The 13520-nt window shown below is 37.9% G+C and carries 15 protein-coding genes and 1 pseudogene; 1 reads left to right on the top strand and 15 read right to left on the bottom strand.

Annotation, left to right across the window (positions count from 1 at the left end; all coding sequences use genetic code 11):
• Window positions 1-204: 204 nt before the first annotated feature.
• From sigF to J2S74_RS17445, 14 genes are all read right to left on the bottom strand, one after another.
• The gene (gene sigF, locus J2S74_RS17380) at window positions 205-963 is read right to left on the bottom strand and encodes an RNA polymerase sporulation sigma factor SigF (protein WP_307327844.1); all 759 of its coding nucleotides are present in this window, start codon (window positions 961-963) and stop codon (window positions 205-207) included.
• Window positions 964-977: 14 nt separating this feature from the next.
• Window positions 978-1418 (bottom strand): anti-sigma F factor, encoded by a 441-nt coding sequence (gene spoIIAB / locus J2S74_RS17385; protein WP_307327847.1) that lies wholly within the window; start codon window positions 1416-1418, stop codon window positions 978-980.
• Entirely contained in the window at window positions 1419-1769 is a 351-nt protein-coding gene (gene spoIIAA, locus J2S74_RS17390) for an anti-sigma F factor antagonist (RefSeq protein ID WP_307327849.1), read from the bottom strand. It lies immediately after the preceding gene.
• Window positions 1770-2111: 342 nt separating this feature from the next.
• Window positions 2112-3293, bottom strand: a complete 1182-nt coding sequence (locus J2S74_RS17395; RefSeq protein WP_370876029.1) for a D-alanyl-D-alanine carboxypeptidase family protein — start codon at window positions 3291-3293, stop codon at window positions 2112-2114.
• A gap of 136 nt (window positions 3294-3429) precedes the next feature.
• Entirely contained in the window at window positions 3430-4737 is a 1308-nt protein-coding gene (locus tag J2S74_RS17400) for a pyrimidine-nucleoside phosphorylase (protein ID WP_307327852.1), read from the bottom strand.
• A gap of 24 nt (window positions 4738-4761) precedes the next feature.
• Window positions 4762-5589, bottom strand: a complete 828-nt coding sequence (locus J2S74_RS17405) for a purine-nucleoside phosphorylase (protein ID WP_307327854.1) — start codon at window positions 5587-5589, stop codon at window positions 4762-4764.
• Window positions 5558-6415 carry a purine-nucleoside phosphorylase gene (locus tag J2S74_RS17410; RefSeq protein WP_307327856.1) on the bottom strand — a complete coding sequence of 286 codons (858 nt, stop codon included), beginning with the start codon at window positions 6413-6415 and terminating at the stop codon, window positions 5558-5560. The genes J2S74_RS17405 and J2S74_RS17410 overlap by 32 nt, the downstream gene beginning before the upstream one ends.
• Before the next feature lie 12 nt (window positions 6416-6427).
• A complete protein-coding gene (gene deoB / locus J2S74_RS17415; protein ID WP_307327858.1) occupies window positions 6428-7612 on the bottom strand; it encodes a phosphopentomutase in 1185 nt (394 codons plus the stop codon).
• 179 nt (window positions 7613-7791) lie between these two features.
• Entirely contained in the window at window positions 7792-8676 is an 885-nt protein-coding gene (gene xerD / locus J2S74_RS17420; RefSeq protein WP_307327861.1) for a site-specific tyrosine recombinase XerD, read from the bottom strand.
• 24 nt (window positions 8677-8700) lie between these two features.
• Window positions 8701-8934, bottom strand: a complete 234-nt coding sequence (locus J2S74_RS17425) for a YqzK family protein (RefSeq protein WP_307327863.1) — start codon at window positions 8932-8934, stop codon at window positions 8701-8703.
• Between the two features lie 206 nt (window positions 8935-9140).
• Entirely contained in the window at window positions 9141-9593 is a 453-nt protein-coding gene (gene fur / locus J2S74_RS17430; RefSeq protein ID WP_307327866.1) for a ferric iron uptake transcriptional regulator, read from the bottom strand.
• A gap of 124 nt (window positions 9594-9717) precedes the next feature.
• Window positions 9718-10356: a stage II sporulation protein M gene (spoIIM, locus tag J2S74_RS17435; protein WP_307327869.1), complete on the bottom strand. Its 639-nt coding sequence runs from the start codon at window positions 10354-10356 to the stop codon at window positions 9718-9720.
• A 91-nt stretch (window positions 10357-10447) separates the two neighbouring features.
• Window positions 10448-11617 carry an endonuclease Q family protein gene (locus tag J2S74_RS17440; protein WP_307328180.1) on the bottom strand — a complete coding sequence of 390 codons (1170 nt, stop codon included), beginning with the start codon at window positions 11615-11617 and terminating at the stop codon, window positions 10448-10450.
• A 32-nt stretch (window positions 11618-11649) separates the two neighbouring features.
• Window positions 11650-12186, bottom strand: a complete 537-nt coding sequence (locus J2S74_RS17445) for an NUDIX hydrolase (RefSeq protein WP_307327871.1) — start codon at window positions 12184-12186, stop codon at window positions 11650-11652.
• 88 nt (window positions 12187-12274) lie between these two features.
• On the opposite strand from J2S74_RS17445, the pseudogene mciZ reads away from it, so the two are divergent.
• Window positions 12275-12334, top strand: a pseudogene (gene mciZ / locus J2S74_RS17450) (Z-ring formation inhibitor MciZ); the annotation flags it as partial.
• A gap of 29 nt (window positions 12335-12363) precedes the next feature.
• Here the strand turns inward: mciZ and J2S74_RS17455 are convergent.
• A complete protein-coding gene (locus tag J2S74_RS17455) occupies window positions 12364-13461 on the bottom strand; it encodes a DUF3866 family protein (protein ID WP_307327874.1) in 1098 nt (365 codons plus the stop codon).
• Window positions 13462-13520: the final 59 nt, after the last annotated feature.

Genomic DNA, 13520 nt, shown 5'->3' on the forward strand with positions numbered 1-13520 from the left:
TACTCTATGCCAGATTGTATCAATGCAGACCAAGAAGCGAGTGTTTACCCATTTCTGAATCAAGAAAATGGTGCCTATTTATAAATAACTTGGTTGATTGCTACTTGTAAAAAAAGGAAATTAAAGTAGGTGTGTTTGAGTTACTCTAAATCTTGAAAAAAGTATTTGACATTGTACGCTAAACCATAAAAAAACCAACTAGTACTAGCCTAGTTGGTCCTTTAATTGTTTTAATATTTTCTTTTCTAGTCTTGATACTTGTACCTGTGAGATCCCTAAACGTTCTGCCACTTGTGATTGGGTTTGATCCTTATAATATCTTAAATAAACAATAAGTCTTTCCCGTTCATCTAGTTTATCAATTTCATCCCTTAATGCTATCTTATCAAACCATTTTAAATCTCCATCATCAGAAATTTGGTCTAATAAAGTTATAGGATCCCCATCATTTTCATATACTGTTTCATGGATGGATGTGAGTTGTCTGCTGGCTTCTTGTGCAAAAACCACTTCTTCAGGTGTCAAGTCTAGCTTTTCAGCTATCTCATTGACAGTGGGGGTACGACCTAATGTCTTAGACAACTCCTCTTTCATTTTGCGGATCTTGTTTGCACTTTCCTTTATGGAACGGCTGACCTTAACTGTTCCATCATCCCTTAGAAAGCGCTGAATCTCCCCAATGATCATAGGTACTGCGTAGGTAGAGAATTTGACGTCGTAACTTAGATCAAATTTATCTACAGATTTAATAAGCCCTATGCAACCAATCTGAAAGAGGTCATCTGCTTCATAACCCCTGTTTAAGAAGCGTTGTACAACAGACCAAACTAATCTTGTGTTGACATTTACAATACGATTTCTTGCATCTTGATCACCATCTTGTGCTTCTTTAATAAGGCGTTTTATTTCTTTATCATCTAGAAACGTTTGGCTTTGTTTTGTTTGTTTTACTTCTACGTCCATAGCAGCCCGCCCTCTCAATTGCAAAGAGCGCGTTGCTTTGAGAGTGTTTTTACTAGAGTTACTGTGGTCCCAACCATAGGTTCGGAATGAATAGCAACTTCATCCATAAAGTTTTCCATAATAGTAAAGCCCATGCCACTACGCTCTAGTTCTGGTTTAGATGTAAAAAGGGGTTGGCGTGCCTCATCTACATTATGAATACCGATCCCTTTATCACGAATGACTAACCTAACAGTGTCAGCCTCTAATTCTACTTCTATATATACTTCACCTTTGGCATCTTCGTTATATCCATGAATAATTGCGTTCGTAACCGCTTCACTAACTACTGTTTTAATCTCTGTAAGTTCATCCATAGTAGGATCCAATTGAGTTACAAAGGCTCCGACTGTTACACGGGCAAAGGATTCATTCTGACTTAATGCGGAAAAAGATAATTCCATTCGATTTTTCATTTATGCCACCCCCAATTCTAATAATGCATCCATTTCATTGGAGGCTAATCTTACAATCTTGAACAACCCAGACATCTCAAAAAGACGTTTAATTTGAGGAGAGATGGAGCAAACAACCATTTCCCCACCTAAGGTTTGGACTAGCTTATAGCGCCCTAAAATTACCCCAAGGCCAGAACTATCCATAAATGTTAAATGTTCTAAATTCAAAAGAATATGGGTTAAGTGGTGTTCCTTCAATGCGGAATCCACACGTTCACGGAGCTTCATTGCCGTATGATGATCCAATTCTCCTTCTAATCTTACACAGAGAACCTTGTCTCTTTTTTCCAAATCAATGAGTAAACTCATTACATTCACCCCTTAAGTTAAGTTCTTGTTCCACCAGTTCCCCTCTCCCTGAGGAAAATTGGTTTTCCTTTCCCCTCTCAATTCTTGGTTAGGAAGCTTGTCTCCTTCTTAAAAACAAAACTAGTGTTTATTCGTCAAAACTAGAACCTTTTCGTAAAAATTATTCTTTTTTCAATTATAAAGAACTGTTTTAAATAAATATTGCTTTTAAAAAAAGATTAGATTGTAATTCGAATACGTTACAGGCGGACGCTTTCCGCGGGCAACGCTTCAGCCGTTGCTATTCCCGCTGGAGTCGCCGCCTTTCACTCCCAAGGACAACAATTTATACAAAAAGAGCCTTTAAAATACATTTTTCCCTACTAATACGGAGGTTGTTCGCTTGATTAATGTCCATAATGAAGCTTCATGAACATCTTCTTCTGCCACAACTACTGCTTCGGTAAGGACTTCCCCATCTTTTTCCACATATAGTTTCCCGACTGGGTCTCCTTTTTTAACAGGTGCTGCTATAGATTGTTCTAGTTCTAAACGTTCCGTAATCCCTTCTACAGAGTCCCCTTTTTTCATAAGGAGGGATACATTTTCCTTTACTAAAACCGGGACAGTAGGTAGGGATCCTTTACTAATCTTTACTTCACCTAGTAAATCCCCACGTTCGTAACGTTTTTGCAGCTCATATTGACTATAAGCATAATCAAGCATTTCCGTAACTTGTCGATTACGTTCTTTCGGTGTGGGTGCACCCATAACAACAGCAATAATGCGCATACCATTTTTATTAGCACTTGCCGTCAAGCAATACTTCGCTTCTTGAGTAAAACCTGTTTTTAATCCATCTACCCCAGGATAGAATTTCACTAATTTATTCGTATTAACAAGCCAAAATTTTTCGTCTGTACCTTCTCTTAAATAATCTTCATAAAGACTTGTGTATTGGGTAATTTCTTCGTATTTTAATAATTCTTGAGCCATTTTCGCTAGATCAGCAGCAGTTGAGTAATGGTTTTCAGCTGGAAGACCATTAGAATTTACGAAGTGTGTTCCTTGTAATCCCAATTTCTTTGCCTTCTCATTCATTTGTTTAACAAATTGCTCTTCAGACCCTGCAAGATGCTCTGCCATAGCCACAGAGGCATCATTACCAGAGGCAATAGCAATACCCTTCATCATCTCTTCCACGGTCATCTCTTCACCAGGTTCTAAGAAAATTTGAGAGCCACCCATAGATGCGGCACGTTCACTCGTTCTCACTTTGTCATCCCATTTTATTTTTCCTGAATCAATGGCCTCCATGATTAAAAGCATCGTCATTACTTTTGTCATACTAGCAGGTGGTAATTGTTCATCACTGTTTTTCTCATAGAGCACTTGTCCAGTATCCCTTTCGATAAGAATTGCAGATGTTGCTTGGTCTGCAAGCTCTACTGGACTTTCTTCCGCAAAGGCGGTCATCCCTCCCCCGAAAATATATAAACTAATTAAAAAAACAATGAATGATTTTCTCAAATTTAATCCCTCCATTCTTTTTCTTTACCATTCTTCCCGAAACAAAGGGGAATATACCATGATTTAACAAGAGGGTGCAGGAAAAGGTCGTTCTTTACCTTTTCCTGCACCCTCAAAGAAATGAGCAAAGCCATTTCCCCATAGTTACTTTCTATACTCCCCCACCAATAACATCATATATAAGTCTAGGAGCCTCTGCCTTATTCGTAATAGAGTAGGATTCTTTTACCCTTTCTATTATTTCATTGATGTTTTCATTATTTGCATGGAGGGTTGCAAGTGCTTCCCCTTTTTCCACAGCATCACCTATTTTTTTATGGAGAACAATCCCCACCGCCAAATCAATTGTAGAAGTTTTTGTTGCACGTCCTGCCCCAAGCATCATTGCTCCTGTTCCAATTTTATCGGCAACAATACTTGATACATAACCGGAAACATCAGCTTCAACCTTCACCTTATATTTTGCCTGAGGTAAATGATTGAGATTATCTACAATAGATGGGTCTCCTTTTTGTGCCTCTACGAAGACTTTGAACTGCTGTAAGGCTTTCCCTGAACCAATAGCACCTTCTAACATTTCCCGGGCTTCCGCTAAGTTGTTTGCCTTTTTGGCAAGAACAACCATATGACTTCCTAATGTAAGGCAGAGTTCTGTTAAATCCTCAGGACCTTTCCCTTTTAATGTGTCGATAGCCTCTGCTATTTCTAGTGAATTTCCAATAGCAAATCCAAGAGGTTGACTCATGTCGGAAATAATGGCTGTTGTTTCCCTTCCAAGATCCCTTCCAATCTTTACCATCGATTCTGCCAATTCCTTCGCTTTATCAAATTCCTTCATAAATGCACCAGCACCAGTTTTCACATCTAATACAATAGCATCTGCACCAGAAGCTATTTTTTTACTCATTATGGAGCTAGCGATAAGGGGAATTGAATTGACGGTTGCAGTTACATCCCGTAGTCCGTATAGCTTTTTATCAGCTGGTGTTAAATTTTCTGTTTGTCCTATTACAGCCACTTTGTTTTTATTAACGAGATCAATAAATTCCTTATTTGTAATTTCCACACTAAATCCTGGGATTGCCTCTAACTTATCGATGGTCCCCCCAGTATGTCCTAAGCCCCTTCCACTCATTTTTGCTACTGGGACACCAACGCTTGCTACTAAGGGGGCTAACACTAATGTAGTTGTATCTCCTACCCCACCAGTACTGTGCTTATCTACCTTTATTCCTGCTATAGCCCTTAAATCAATGACGTCTCCTGATTGTACAATAGCGTCTGTTAAGTTTGCCCTTTCTTCTTCGTTCATCTCCTGAAAAAAAACTGCCATTGCCCAAGCACTCATTTGATAGTCCGGTATTTCATTCCTTGTGTATCCTTGAATAATAAAATCTATTTCCGCCTTTGTATGGGACAAACCATTTCTTTTCTTTTCAATTAAATCAACCATTCTCATAGGTTACTCCCCCTTTTTCAGTAGCTAAATACTTTTATCCCTATCCTTTAGGAGAGCACGAATGAATGCTTTGAATTGCGGTTTCGCCCTAGCAGCAACTTTCATTACCTCTTCATGGGTAATCCCTTCAATGGTCTCTCCTATTGCCATATCTGTAATACACGAAATGCCCAAAATATTCATCCCCATGTGACGGGCGATAATTACTTCTGGTATGGTTGACATTCCTACAACGTCTCCGCCTAATTTACGAAGCATAATCAGCTCAGCAGCAGACATATAAGTAGGACCACTGACTCCGGCATAGACTCCCCTCTGTAATGTAAAACCTAGCTTCTGAACTACCTTCATTGCATACTCCTTCAAATGGGGCGAATATGCATGACTCATATCTGGAAAGCGTGGGCCTAGCTCCTCTATGTTGGGACCAATTAACGGATTTGCACCCGTAAAGTTTATATGATCATCAATTAGCATTAAATCCCCAGGTTTAAATGCTTCATTCATTCCGCCACAGGCGTTAGTAACAATGAGACTTTCACAGCCTAACAGCTTCATCACACGGACAGGAAAGGTCACTTCTTCCATGGAATATCCCTCGTAATAATGGAACCTTCCTTGCATTGCTATTACAGATTTACCTTCTAAAGTTCCAACAACAAGCTGACCTTTATGACCTGCAACAGTGGATGTGGGAAAGTGAGGGATTTGATCATAAGAAATAATTACTGCATTTTCTATTTCTTCCCCTAAATCTCCTAGACCAGATCCTAGAATTAATCCAATTAATGGATTACCGTTGATCTTTGACTGAATAAAATCAACAGCTTCCTTCATTTTTTCCATGGTCATTATTTCCACCATCCATTCGTTTTACAATTTCTTTTATCAATGCTAAAAAGTTCTCTTTCACTTGTTCTGTTGTTTCCATTACTTCCTCGTGTGTAAGGGGTTGATCAAGAATTCCTGCTGCCATATTAGAAATACAAGAAACGCCCAATACAGACAAATTGCTATGCCTTGCCACAATTACTTCAGGAACAGTCGACATTCCCACAGCATCAGCACCCATTGTCCTTAACATTCTAACCTCAGCTGGCGTTTCATAGGTTGGCCCGGTATTTCCGGCATAAACCCCTTCTTGAATGTTTACCCCTAAATCACTAGCTGTACTTTTTGCTAATTCAATAAACTTTGAAGAATAGGCTTGTGACATATCTGGAAAACGTACACCTATTGCTTCATCGTTTGGTCCAATTAAAGGGTTAGTCCCAAATAAATTAATATGATCCCTTATTATCATTAAGTCTCCTGGCTGGAATGACTCATTTACTCCACCGGCAGCATTTGTAACAATTACCGTTTCCACACCAATGCCTTTCATCACCCTTACTGGTAGTGTCACGAGCTCCATGGAATACCCTTCGTAGAAATGAAATCTTCCCTGCATTGCAACGACTTGTTTTCCTTCTAGATCTCCAATAACCAGTTGACCTTTATGACCGGCAACGGTAGAAGTGGGAAATCCAGGAATTTCATGGTAAGGAATCTTTATGGGATCCTTTATCTCCTCCGCAAGAACTCCTAATCCCGATCCTAAAATTAAACCAATTGTTGGTTTATTCTTTATTCTTTGTAAAATATAGTCTTGTGCTTGTTTCATTTTTCCTTCTATCATAAAGATATCCTCCTACTCCAATTCTTTTAGAAAGCTTTCACCATGTTGAGGAAGAGGTACTTTGAAATTATCTGCAATGGTTGCCCCAACGTCTGCGAAGGTACTACGAATGCCTAATGAATTCGTCTCTTTCATGTTTTTATTATAAACAAGTAATGGCACATACTCCCTTGTATGGTCAGTCCCGTGATGGGTTGGGTCATTTCCATGGTCGGCTGTAATAATTAACAAATCATTTTCCCTAAGTTTTGGTAGAGCTTCCCCAAGTCTCTCATCAAATTCCTCTAATGCCTTTCCATATCCGATTGGATCACGGCGATGACCATATTTTGCATCAAAATCAACTAAATTTAAGAAACTTAACCCTTTAAAATTCATATCCAACGATTCATTTAACTTATCCATTCCATCTACATTGGAAATGGTTCGAAGTGAATCGGTAATTCCTTCTCCATCATAAATATCCGATATTTTGCCAATTGCTATAGAATCCAATCCATTATCCTTAAGTTCATTCATTACCGTTCTGCCAAATGGCTTTAGTGCGTAGTCATGTCGATTTGCTGTACGTTCCCACTTTCCAGGCCCCCCTATAAACGGTCGAGCTATCACTCTTCCAACCATATACTTCTCATCAAGGGTAAGCTCTCTGGCAATTTTGCAAATATTGTATAACTCTTCTATTGGGATGATCTCTTCATGAGCTGCTATTTGCAGGACGGAATCTGCAGATGTATAAACAATTAAGTCACCTGAATCCACATGCTGTTTCCCTAGTTCCTCCAAAATTTCTGTCCCCGATGCTGGCTTATTTCCAATTACTTTTCTTCCTGTTTTCTCTTCCAATGCTCCTATTAATTCTTTAGGAAAACCTTTTGGAAATGTTCGAAATGGCTGATCTATGTATAGCCCCATTAATTCCCAATGGCCTGTCATCGTATCTTTCCCTACAGAGGCCTCTGCCATTTTACCATAGTATGCTAGAGGGGATTCCGTTTCTTTTCCCCCTTTATAGCTTTTCACTTTCGTTAACCCTAATCGATCTAAATTTGGCATATTAAGCCCATTCATTTTCTCAGCAATATTGCCTAAAGTATCCGCACCTTCATCATTGAAATCCTTTGCATCCGGGGCTTCACCAATACCTACTGAATCCATTACTACCAAGAAAATACGCTCATATTTATAATTGCTCACAATACAACCTCCTATTGATATGATTAAGAAGAATAAAACACAATTGAATCTTTTTTACATTTAAAGGTTGTTCAAAAACTTATGGAAAAATGTCACTTTTTATTTTTTTGGTATATTATCACCTCTGCAGTCAGAGGTCAGACAACCTTATTTCCGAAAAAAATTTACTCTATTTTCATTTAGGCTCTTGGATGAAATCTAGAGTAAATTTCTGTTATTCTTGTCTTATTTACTTTTGAATAAATTTGTGTTGTAGAAATATTTACATGACCGAGCATTTCTTGAACAGCTTTAATATCCGCTCCATTTTCCAATAAATGTATAGCAAATGAATGCCTTAAAACATGAGGGGTTAAGTTTTTATCAATACCCGCAACTTTCGCTAATAGTTTGATAACTTTCCAAAAACCTTGCCTAGATAAGGCTTTACCATGATGGTTAAGAAACAAGTTGTCATAAGGTTGTTGTTTGATTAGGGCTGGTCTTCCTTTTTCTATGTAATTAGTCAATGCTTCTATAGCTTTTTTACCAATAGGAATGATCCGTTCTTTCTTACCTTCTCCACCGCACTGGATATATCCCATTCGTAAATTCAAATTAGTAAGACTTAATTGGCAGAGTTCACTAACTCTGATTCCTGTTCCATAAAGAAGCTCTATCATTGCTTTATTTCTTAAGTTTAAATAAGGATTCTTCACTGTTGTTCGTAACAGTGCTTCCACCTCATCAATAGTAAGTGAATTGGGGAGGACAGTTTCAACCCTTGGGATATCAATTTGCACAGTTGGATCAGCAATGCCTTTCCGAAGGAGATATTGATGAAACGACCTAATAGACGAAAGCGTTCGTGCGATAGAGCTCTCCGCCTTCCCTCGCTCCCTTTGATAAGACAAATATTGTCTAACATTTACCCCCGTTATTTCCTTCCAGTCGCTGATTCTTTCTCTTTCCTCCATAAATTTCATGTAGCCTAATAAATCTCTAGTGTATGCCTCTATTGTATTCGGTGATGCCCCCTTTTCTTCTGACAAAAAATAGATATATTCATCAAAAACTTGCTGCATCCATGGCCACCACCTTCCAGACTCTTACTCCCCATGTCTTAAAAACAAGCGCAGTCGCTCTACCGACGCCTCAAAAGCAGTCAAATCATGATCCTCTAATTGTACAACCTTTACGGCACGGCCCTTTGGCTCATCATAGCGATGATATTGGTTATATTCTTCACTCACCCATAGAATACCATAATAAAAAACAAGCGTGCACCCCATGAATAAAATAAATACCCAAATTGCTTCAAGTAATGTTCCAATCCTCTTCATCTTAATTCTCCCCTTCATATCCTTTCACTAAAAGAATATGACAGGTAAGACAAGTTCTATACCTCAAACAGGACAAATAAAGGAAGTTTTACAAAAAATGCTGTATTAACTCCTATTTTCATTCTCCATGGAGCAAAATTTCACTTGCATGGAGGGACTACAGGAAAATAAAAAACCTTACTAATTTTAGCAAGGTATTATTTCCCTTATTCGCTTGTTTTCTCATCTCTACAACGATAACAGATTCCATGAAAGGTTAGTCGGTGATCTTTAATATAAAAGTTCCATTCCTTTTCAACCACCTTTTCCACCTCTTCCAGTAAGTCTTCTTGAATTTCATCCACTGATCCACATTCAATACATACTAGATGATGATGGAAATGGGCTGCTCCCTCTTGTCTTAAATCATATCGTGATACACCATCACCGAAGTTTATTTTATCTACTACCTTTAATTCATTTAATAATTCCAATGTTCGATATACAGTAGCCAGCCCGATTTCAGGAGATTTTTCCTTCACAAGCATATATACATCTTCAGCACTCAAATGATCTTCCTCATGTTCTAATAAAACCCTCACCGTTGCTTCCCGTTGTGGTGTTAATTTATAACTTTGAGAATGTAATTGCTTTTTTATGCGTTCAATCCTCTGTTCCATGTTTATCCCCCCAAAAAGCCATCTACAAATTTATTATACTCTTTGGGAAAAAATAGTGTCAAACGAGAATTGTTTTAAAGTAGTTATTATAATTATTATCAAATTATTTTCATTATAAACAAAACTAATTTATCCAGGAAAATACCATTTTCATTACTGCTGGGGATACATAAGCTTCATAAGCGGATACAAATGCAATAAATACCCCTACTGCAAGTAAAAAGATTAAATAAGTAATGAAATATTGAAAAATAGGTTCAAATCCCCGTCTTGTAATTTGGCGCCATATTTTAATGGAAAAAGCTGTTGCAATGGTTGTTACTGTAATAAATATAGGAATTAATATGATATTTTGTGGAAGAATGGTTGCAAACGACAATAAAAATCCATCAAATCCCATCTGGTTTACTAAAAACCCTACAGTAAAGCCCACAACAATCCCTTTAATAAAAAGGAGAATAAAAATGATAGGTAAACCAATTACAGATAAACCCAAGACCCACATTAATCCGATATATTTACTATAATGGGAAAAGCTTTGGGTAAACATTGCTGATGAACTGGCAAACTCTCCTTGTTCTACTTGTCCAAAAAACAGTGATAAATAAGCATACAAATCATTTTTTTGAGAGAAGCTTAAGCTATTTACAATGATTGCACCAAAGATAACCCCCATGCAAAGAAGTACAATTGTAAACATATAGATGGCTCGATGCTCTTCTATATGATCTAGTATTAATCTCTTTATACCCATACGCTTCATAGAAAAACTCGCCTCGTTTCCTTCTATTTCTCCTTCTACCAAAGCCTATGAATCTATAAAGAGATCTATGACAGAAATAATAGATTTGATTTTATTTTATTTTTCCATATATTCCTCCACCTCCTGTTTGGATATTGACATCCCCTTTTCTAGCTTCAACAATCTTTACAGCTACCTTTTCAGGTACCACATTAAACAATGCCACGTCTGCAGCTTCATGAAGAACGACCATTTCAGTACGGAATTCCTCTAGTAACCGTTCGAGCGTTTTCGGCCCACAACCCGGAATAAACTCTAATGGTATTTGATGTAAATAAGGGGGACGTTTCCTCTTGTATGTTGTCAACTCATTTCTCTGTTTAAAGGAAAGCTCTTCTATCCTCTCTGCAACTCCTTTAATGCTTTTTCCTTTATGGCCATTAGAACAAATTCCATTTTGAAACGGTGCGAAGCAAATACTACAAACGGTTTGATAATACTTTCCTAATTTAGGGTGTAAACCGACATTCCTTTTTATTCTTCTTCCTCCCTGTTCCTTCAGGGCTTTATCTATCTCTAAAAAACTTGGTTTTAAAAGTACAATTATTTGGTGTTCCCTAGCAATTTTTGTTACAGAATGGGCATCAGAGTTAGATAAAAACGTATAATTATTTAATTCTGGAAGCTTTTCTGCCATCGTAGTATCGGAGCTTAATCCCAGTTCTATTGCATCAATTAAGTTGGGATCAAAAACCTCCTCTAACGAAACATATACCCCTTTTCCGTAAAGGCTTTTAAAAGGAGTAAAAACATGGGCAGGGATAAATAAGCCAGACAATTCCTTTACCTTATATTGCAATTCTCTTCCAGAAACGTAAATGCGCTGTGAGCTTAATTGTATGTTTTTCAACCGTTTTTCACACCATTTAGAGAACTGATCCATTAAATCCAACGTCGGGAAAAAACATAACACATGAATAGGCCCTTGACAATTTTCATCAAGGACCTCTAACTCTGTTCCGAGGATAATCGTTAATTGTTCTTTGTACTTAATTCCTCCTTCTGCCAATTCTTCTGCTAATCCAGAGGTAATAAGTTCCCTTATTTCTTCTATCACTTCTGGGGAATGGGCATCGATAATTCCAATAATATCTAAGCCTTTTCTATTAATGGATTCTTCAATTACAGCCTGTAAGGTTAGTTTATTTGAAGCTGTTATTTTAACTGGTCGTCCAGACTTTGTTCTTCCAATATGTATATGCAGATCCATATAGAAATTCATTAAAGAGTCAGTCAACTGCACCACCACCTATCCTATCTATGTAGAAGTTGCAAGTATTGAATGGCAATGATTGTTTTGGCATCATGAATTTCCTGATTGTCCATTAATTTTCTTGCTTCGTCTATTGTAACCTCAAAGCATTCTACAAATTCATCCTCATCAGTATTAGCAGTTCCATCCGATAGTTCCTCTGCTAAAAACAAGTAGATTAATTCGTCTGCAAATCCAGGACTTGTATAGAAGGAACCGAGTGAAGTCCACTTGCCTGCAAGAAAACCCGTTTCCTCCTCCAATTCTCTCTTAGCACAAGGTAAAGGATCTTCCCCCTTTTCAAGCTTTCCTGCTGGTATTTCTGCAATCGTCTTTTCTAGTGGTTTTCGAAATTGGCGAACTAATAACAGCTTATTGTCTTCTGTTACAGCAATTACTGCAACAGCACCTGGGTGAGTTACGATTTCCCGCTTACTAGTTTCTCCATTTGGAAGGGTTACGTCATGTATGGAAAGGTCTATAATCCTGCCCTCGTAAATAGTTTCTTTGCTTATTGTTTTTTCCGCAAATTTCTCCATTTCTAATCCTCCAGTTCTTTACCTAACCTTTTTATCATATGGATAAGCATACCAAAGTAAACAATTATTTTCACGGGAGGAAATACGAATGCAAATTTATCACCGAGAAAAGGGAATCGTACTTTCAGGAAAAGCATGGGAAATACGAGAATTTTTAAAGCAAAAGGCAAGGCAATTTCACACTTTAGAAGAGTGGTGCTCTTCCTCCAAAAACCAGTGGACTGCACAAGCAACCCCTAAAAAGAACAAAGGATCCTTATCGATTGTTCGTCCCATAGAGGTTAACGGGAAGGGACTTAACTCTTGAACATCTATTAGTTGTGGGAAAAGATGCTCTTCATCCACCTCTTTAACTTCTATATGCTCGTATGAGGTAAGACGCTTCCAATCCCTTTCCAATAAGGAATTGGAATAGTTACCTATAGGAATAGGCAGTATACTATTCATTAAAGTCAGCTCTGTAAGGGGGGTAATTGTATGATGACTTACTCCTTTGTGCCTTTCCCTTGGATCTGCTTCAGAAAGTCTTGGAATCCAAACCGGCTTTCCACCTAATGCTCCTATAATATTTGCCCAATTGGCTTGTGCAAGGCCACTAAAACCATAGTGAGTATTACTACCTACAACCCCTGGCCCTAACGTAATTAGCACCATTCCTTGCAGTTGCTGTTCTACGATATATTGAAGTGCCGTCACTAAATTAACAGCCTCTTTTTGGCCTCCGAAGGACTGCCCCGCAGTTATGGAAAAAAAAGAAGGTTGCTTTTTTAAATAGGTTAAGTGTCTGCTCATTACTAACGGTAAAGACGCTTCGTCACTAAAAATCACCGTAAGGGGGGTACTCTCTTTTTTTAGCTGCAGGAGAAACCAGATGATTGGAAGCATACTGTGCAGCTCACAAATAAAAATATGCTTACCATTTAAGCTAACCCTTTTTTTAAACAAGAAATGTGATTTACTTTCCGGTGATTCTACTGTTAAAACACTATGCTGATCACTGAGATATCTCGCTTTCATAATGTGACCTGCATCCCCAACATTTTTAAAACTATAATTTCCTTTCTTAATTACAGCTCGGACAACATCCCAACCACCAGTACCAAGCTTTAATTTTGTTGCAGTTGTATTTACAATAACCCAATCCCCCACCTTCACTTCAGGATGGAGCCGTCTATAAAGAATTGCCTTACCGATACCGCCGCTAGTTTTTATTCGAAGTACTTCGTCTGTAACCTCCAATATGTTAAGTACCTGTACCTTCTCCTCTGTAAGCATAAAACCACCCCTATACCACTCAATCTATTCTTCCACACCAAATGAAATAACTTAAAGTA

It is taken from the genome of Evansella vedderi, from assembly GCF_030813435.1.
In the GTDB taxonomy this organism is placed as follows: Bacteria; Bacillota; Bacilli; order Bacillales; family Salisediminibacteriaceae; genus Evansella; species Evansella vedderi.

What these genes read in the sequence shown, in the direction of transcription:
- spoIIM (WP_307327869.1), bottom strand. Translation starts at nt 10,356, where the DNA reads ATGAAGCGTATGGGTATAAAGAGATTAATACTAGATCATATAGAAGAG.
- J2S74_RS17395 (WP_370876029.1), bottom strand. Translation starts at nt 3,293, where the DNA reads ATGGAGGGATTAAATTTGAGAAAATCATTCATTGTTTTTTTAATTAGT.
- J2S74_RS17410 (WP_307327856.1), bottom strand. Translation starts at nt 6,415, where the DNA reads ATGATAGAAGGAAAAATGAAACAAGCACAAGACTATATTTTACAAAGA.
- J2S74_RS17445 (WP_307327871.1), bottom strand. Translation starts at nt 12,186, where the DNA reads ATGGAGAAATTTGCGGAAAAAACAATAAGCAAAGAAACTATTTACGAG.
- fur (WP_307327866.1), bottom strand. Translation starts at nt 9,593, where the DNA reads ATGGAACAGAGGATTGAACGCATAAAAAAGCAATTACATTCTCAAAGT.
- J2S74_RS17400 (WP_307327852.1), bottom strand. Translation starts at nt 4,737, where the DNA reads ATGAGAATGGTTGATTTAATTGAAAAGAAAAGAAATGGTTTGTCCCAT.
- J2S74_RS17425 (WP_307327863.1), bottom strand. Translation starts at nt 8,934, where the DNA reads ATGAAGAGGATTGGAACATTACTTGAAGCAATTTGGGTATTTATTTTA.
- spoIIAA (WP_307327849.1), bottom strand. Translation starts at nt 1,769, where the DNA reads ATGAGTTTACTCATTGATTTGGAAAAAAGAGACAAGGTTCTCTGTGTA.
- sigF (WP_307327844.1), bottom strand. Translation starts at nt 963, where the DNA reads ATGGACGTAGAAGTAAAACAAACAAAACAAAGCCAAACGTTTCTAGAT.
- spoIIAB (WP_307327847.1), bottom strand. Translation starts at nt 1,418, where the DNA reads ATGAAAAATCGAATGGAATTATCTTTTTCCGCATTAAGTCAGAATGAA.
- J2S74_RS17455 (WP_307327874.1), bottom strand. Translation starts at nt 13,461, where the DNA reads ATGCTTACAGAGGAGAAGGTACAGGTACTTAACATATTGGAGGTTACA.
- xerD (WP_307327861.1), bottom strand. Translation starts at nt 8,676, where the DNA reads ATGCAGCAAGTTTTTGATGAATATATCTATTTTTTGTCAGAAGAAAAG.
- J2S74_RS17440 (WP_307328180.1), bottom strand. Translation starts at nt 11,617, where the DNA reads ATGAATTTCTATATGGATCTGCATATACATATTGGAAGAACAAAGTCT.
- J2S74_RS17405 (WP_307327854.1), bottom strand. Translation starts at nt 5,589, where the DNA reads ATGACCATGGAAAAAATGAAGGAAGCTGTTGATTTTATTCAGTCAAAG.